Origin of the sequence: Acetobacterium sp. UBA5834, assembly GCF_002435675.1 — a bacterium.
Lineage (GTDB): Bacteria > Bacillota > Clostridia > Eubacteriales > Eubacteriaceae > Acetobacterium > Acetobacterium wieringae.
Genome location: NZ_DJGY01000035.1, coordinates 1 through 4,103, shown reverse-complemented (window position 1 = coordinate 4,103; position 4,103 = coordinate 1). Strand labels below are relative to the sequence as shown.

Below are 4,103 nucleotides of genomic sequence, written 5' to 3'. Positions count from 1 at the left end.
TGTGGCGTTTTGCAAACGCCTATCTTAAAAAAATTGCTGGAGGATAGAAAAAATGATCTATACCTTTGAACCAGTTTATAATAAGAACTCAAAAAGTTTGATCCTGGGAACCTTCCCGTCAGCAAAATCACGGGAACACGGTTTTTATTACCAGCACCCTCAAAACCGGTTCTGGAAGGTTATCAGTGCCCTGGTTGGCTGGCCGATCCCGGGCACGATTGAAGAACAAAAAAGGATGTTACTGGAAAATCAGATTGCACTATGGGATGTAATCTATTCCTGTGATATTGATGGCTCAAGCGACAGCTCAATCAGAAATGTGGTGCCAAATGATATCCGGGCATTATTGGACCAGTCCGCCATCAAAACGATTTATGCCAACGGCGGCAAGGCTTATGAATTGTATAACCGGTATTGTTATCGGGAAACCGGCGAAAAGATCATCAAGTTGCCTTCTACCAGCCCTGCCAATGCCAGTTATTCCCTGGAAAAACTGGTAGCGTGTTGGGGTGAACGGATAAACTTGTAGTGTTGGTTTGGTGGTAATTTATTCTTGATACAGTTTGATCTGGTTACGACCGTTTTCTTTAGCCTGATATAGAGCTTGATCAGCCTTCAAGATAAAATCTTCTAGAACAGTGGTTTCATTGCTGTGGTTTTCCCGACGGGTTTCAGTGACAACATAACCGATGCTTACAGTAACAACCCCAAAGGGAGAGGCTTCATGCCTGATTTGCAGGTCTTGAATTGATTGGCGGATCGCTTCGACCAGCGGTGTTATGCACTCAAGATCAGCCAGTATAATGATGGTAACAAATTCTTCACCGCCATAACGGGTGGTCAGCCCCTCGAATGGATAGTGCGACAGACACTGGGCGACCTGTATCAGGCATTGATCTCCCTGTAGATGGCCATAGGTGTCATTATAGTTTTTAAAATAATCAATATCGACCATCAGCAGGGCAAACGAGGTGTGGGGATGATCTGAATAGTAACTTTCCAGCTTCCGGCGGTTGGGAATTCGGGTCAGACCATCCAGGTCGATGAGATATTCCAGTTCTTTTTTCTGATCCAGGATGGTCTGAGTACTGGCGAGCTGTGTCAGTTTTGAAGTTAGGATTGTCTGGGCAATGACAACGGCAAAAGCGGTGCTGGCAATCACATTGACAAAGTTTCCCTGAACCAACAGGATAGAACCAGGGGTAAACAAAATGGATAGTACCAGAACCAGGAAACTGGGTGCGATGATACAAATCATTTCCGGCAAGGAGAGGTATAAAAAGCTGCCAATCAGTAAAATATTAATCAGATAGAGAAAGGTGGAGCCTTGTTCGACTGATAAAACGGCGGTGATTAAACTGGCAAAGAGCAGACAGAGTCCGGTGGCGCCATAAAAAAAGATGAACTGTCTTTTCTTTATGGCCTCAGGAGAATGGGGGCTTCCAACGCCGATGATATAAATAATACTGGCCAGAATCCAGCAGATTCGCAAAGTCGCCTCGATGGTTGTTAACCCGCTAAAACCACGGTCTAAATAATAGAGCACTAACAATAATAAATTGACAGATGAACCGATGATCCCAATAATTTTTAAGCGCTTGACATTATCGCACATCAAGGTTTTCCTTAATCGTGTGGATTGTGTTTTTTCATAAGCAGCATAAGGATTGAGTGTCTGAATTACCGAATGCAGTGTTTTCATAGGGCTCCTTTATTTCAATGACAATTTTTAAGCTTATTTTAACAGATATCATCGATGAAGAGAAAAGAAATCTCTGTGAGGAGAGATTATTTTAAGTTTAAAATGGCAAAATTCTAATGATATGGTGACACGGGGATAGATGGCATAATCAAATTAATAAGCCCTATAATGAAATTAATTCGCAAATGTCCTATTTGTGGGATTCTTAGCACCTCGCATTTTTAATAAAACGAATGTAATAATGAAAATAATTAAGCAGTGTCAATTAAATCTCTTGACAAATACGCATATAATGCGCATAATGTGCTTAGAGGAGGGACAGATGAAACGACGAATTTTAATTAAGCTTCTCGAAAAGAACGGATGGTATTTAAAACGGCATGGTGTGGATCACGACATCTATACCAATGGCACAAATGATGAAACAGTGCCGAGACATCCGGATATCAATGAACGGCTGGCAAAGTTGATCATTAAACGGCGGGGGCTGAAATAAAAGCCCTTGTCAGTCCCTCAACCGATTATCAAGGAGGTAGAACAATGAGAAGTGCATATCCCGTTGTTATCTCAAAATCAGATGATGGATATTTTGTTACAATTCCTGATTTTGAGATCAACACACAAGGTGAAGATGTTGCCGATGCCATGGTCATGGCCAGAGATGCCATTGAACTGATGGGTATTACATTTGAGGATGACGGAAAACCGTTACCAAAACCCGGAACGGTAAAGGCAGAAAAAGAATTTGATGATGATATCATTACGCTGGTTGATGTGGATTTCACAGCATACCGGAAAAAGCTGGATGATCGGGCAGTCAGAAAAAATTGTACGATTCCATATTGGTTGAATGTTGAAGCCGAAAAGAACAACGTCAACTTCTCCAGGGTTTTGCAAGATGCCCTTATGGAAAAGCTGCACGTTTCTAACAACAGATAAGCCAACGAATACAGAAGATAACAGAGGAGTAATTAGTGCAGACAAATTAGCAGAGGGTTTAGGCCCGTGTATCTCAACACAAGCAATCCGTAATTCTGCTTTTGAAGGACTTCTTCCTCTTGGCTTAGGCACAGAGAGCATTTAATGGGAAAAGAACCACCGTATCTTATCACTCAAAAGACCTTAAAAGTGCACTGAACAGCAAATATTAAAAGATGTCGGCCTGAAATAGCCTGAACCCATAAAGGAGGGAATATCCATGAAGAAATTGTTTTATCCAGCGGTTTTTATTCCTGAAGAGGATGGCGATTTTTCCATATTCTTTCCAGACCTTCCTGGCTGCAATACCTGCGGAGATACCATGGATCAATCGTATGAAATGGCCATTGAGGCGTTGGGCCTTGTTTTGTCCTATATGGAGGATAAGAAAGAAGCGATTCCACAGGCTTCTAACCCACAAGATATTAAGCTGGAAGAGGGACAATTTTTAGTAGTGATTGAATTTGATATGATTGCCTATAAAAAAAGAACTGAATCCAGAGCGGTTAAGAAGACACTTACGATTCCTTCCTGGTTGAACGATGCTGCTCTTGAAAAGAATGTCAACTTCTCCCAGGTTCTCCAGGACGCACTCATGGAAAAGCTTCACATTGCATAACAAAATTCTATATCGATAACTGATTAAAGCCCGGGCCAGCGGTGTGGATCTCAAAACGGTATCCTCACGGCTGGGACATTCTAATTTATCCACAACGGGTAATATATATGCCCATGTTATTAATTCAGCCGATGCAAAGGCCAGCGATGCCCTTGATCATATCCTAGTCACAAAAGCCCGTAAAGCTCAGTAACTTTTGTTATTGGGCTTTAGTTTTTTTAAGAAGTGTCCCCAAATTGTCCCCAGGGTCGGGGTTTTTTGACCTCTTCCAGCCTCCGGACATAAAAAAAAGAGAACCTCAACGGCTCTCTTATGCAATTCTTATTGGTGGAGATGAGGGGACTCGAACCCCTGGCCTTCTGACTGCCAGTAAGGTAAGTGAAAATCAATGAACTTTCATTAACTCGTTATATGGCTATAATATGCGATATTAACGTTTTATCTTTTAATAAAAAGAAATGAATAACAATCAAAAAATATACAAAAAATAAAAATAGTCGCCAAATAGTCGCCAAGGTGTGTGTTTCTAATTCCCTCTACAAAGCCATTTACAGACATGCTTGATAAAATAATTTGAAAACATTATTTTAGATCATGGCTTTATTGTTTTTGCCCTTTTAAGCCCCTTTTAGCGGTGGCAATTCTCCACCCGTAATCATACAAGCAAAACCCCCTGTTATTGTCCAGAATCATCCCCTAGGGACATAAAAAAAGACCACTCATCAAGTGGTCTGTTGAACAGCGTCGAAAAATCTGTGAAAGCTATCATTGTCTAACTCAGGATCTGGAGTGTTATCATAAAAG

At 41.3% G+C, this 4,103-nt stretch carries 5 protein-coding genes; 4 read left to right on the top strand and 1 reads right to left on the bottom strand.

What is annotated here, in order from left to right; translation table 11 throughout:
* Positions 1-52 precede the first annotated feature (52 nt).
* Positions 53-529, top strand: coding sequence for a DNA-deoxyinosine glycosylase (locus tag B3F51_RS07710; RefSeq protein WP_286946418.1), 477 nt, complete (start codon positions 53-55; stop codon positions 527-529).
* A gap of 18 nt (positions 530-547) precedes the next feature.
* On the opposite strand, the gene B3F51_RS07705 is transcribed toward B3F51_RS07710, so the two are convergent.
* Positions 548-1,702: a GGDEF domain-containing protein gene (locus B3F51_RS07705; RefSeq protein ID WP_148637425.1), complete on the bottom strand. Its 1,155-nt coding sequence runs from the start codon at positions 1,700-1,702 to the stop codon at positions 548-550.
* Positions 1,703-2,024: 322 nt separating this feature from the next.
* Here B3F51_RS07705 and B3F51_RS07700 point away from each other — a divergent pair, with 322 nt between their 5' ends.
* From B3F51_RS07700 to B3F51_RS07690, 3 genes are all read left to right on the top strand, one after another.
* Positions 2,025-2,198 (top strand): type II toxin-antitoxin system HicA family toxin, encoded by a 174-nt coding sequence (locus tag B3F51_RS07700; RefSeq protein WP_148637426.1) that lies wholly within the window; start codon positions 2,025-2,027, stop codon positions 2,196-2,198.
* 44 nt (positions 2,199-2,242) lie between these two features.
* Positions 2,243-2,641, top strand: a complete 399-nt coding sequence (locus B3F51_RS07695; protein WP_148637427.1) for a type II toxin-antitoxin system HicB family antitoxin — start codon at positions 2,243-2,245, stop codon at positions 2,639-2,641.
* Between the two features lie 259 nt (positions 2,642-2,900).
* A complete protein-coding gene (locus B3F51_RS07690) occupies positions 2,901-3,299 on the top strand; it encodes a type II toxin-antitoxin system HicB family antitoxin (RefSeq protein WP_148637428.1) in 399 nt (132 codons plus the stop codon).
* Positions 3,300-4,103: the final 804 nt, after the last annotated feature.

Coding starts and splice junctions, on each gene's coding strand:
- B3F51_RS07710 (WP_286946418.1), top strand. CDS start 53: ATGATCTATACCTTTGAACCAGTTTATAATAAGAACTCAAAAAGTTTG.
- B3F51_RS07705 (WP_148637425.1), bottom strand. CDS start 1,702: ATGAAAACACTGCATTCGGTAATTCAGACACTCAATCCTTATGCTGCT.
- B3F51_RS07700 (WP_148637426.1), top strand. CDS start 2,025: ATGAAACGACGAATTTTAATTAAGCTTCTCGAAAAGAACGGATGGTAT.
- B3F51_RS07695 (WP_148637427.1), top strand. CDS start 2,243: ATGAGAAGTGCATATCCCGTTGTTATCTCAAAATCAGATGATGGATAT.
- B3F51_RS07690 (WP_148637428.1), top strand. CDS start 2,901: ATGAAGAAATTGTTTTATCCAGCGGTTTTTATTCCTGAAGAGGATGGC.